Genomic DNA, 446 nt, shown 5'->3' on the forward strand with positions numbered 1-446 from the left:
CCCACACATCATCGCGAAGGTAAAATTTATGGCTCTTCGTATAATCGACGAAGCTCGTTCTCTCGAACACCACGCTTGCAGGGATCAGCGCCGCGCGAATGACGCAGAAGTCGTCGTTGAAGAGAACGCCGGCCAATATATCGAAACCGTCCGTCGACCGGATCGCCGACATCTGACGCGACTTGTTGCGCCTGTGCAGCCGACGGCCCTTGATCTGATAGCGGACGCCGTCCGAGTCCACCGCGTCGAACCCCTTCTTCGAATTGGCCTCCTGCTCCCAACCGAAAGCTGTGCAAAAGAGATATTCGGCCAGGTCTCCCGTCGGATTGTTGGCAGACCGCAAGACGTCGCGCGATCGTAGTTCCTCGTTGATTGCGGCATGGAGCGCGAGCATCTCCGCGATAGACTTGCCGTTAAGATCGTTCATCAGAGCAATCTGCCGGATT

The 446-nt window shown here is 56.7% G+C and carries 1 protein-coding gene; it reads right to left on the reverse strand.

Annotated elements, in window-relative coordinates; genetic code table 11:
• Positions 1–427 (reverse strand): hypothetical protein (locus RAD15_RS43880; RefSeq protein WP_458184873.1); only part of this gene is annotated, 427 nt, incomplete at its 3' end.
• Positions 428–446 lie beyond the last annotated feature (19 nt).

Source organism: Bradyrhizobium sp. 14AA (genome assembly GCF_054185205.1).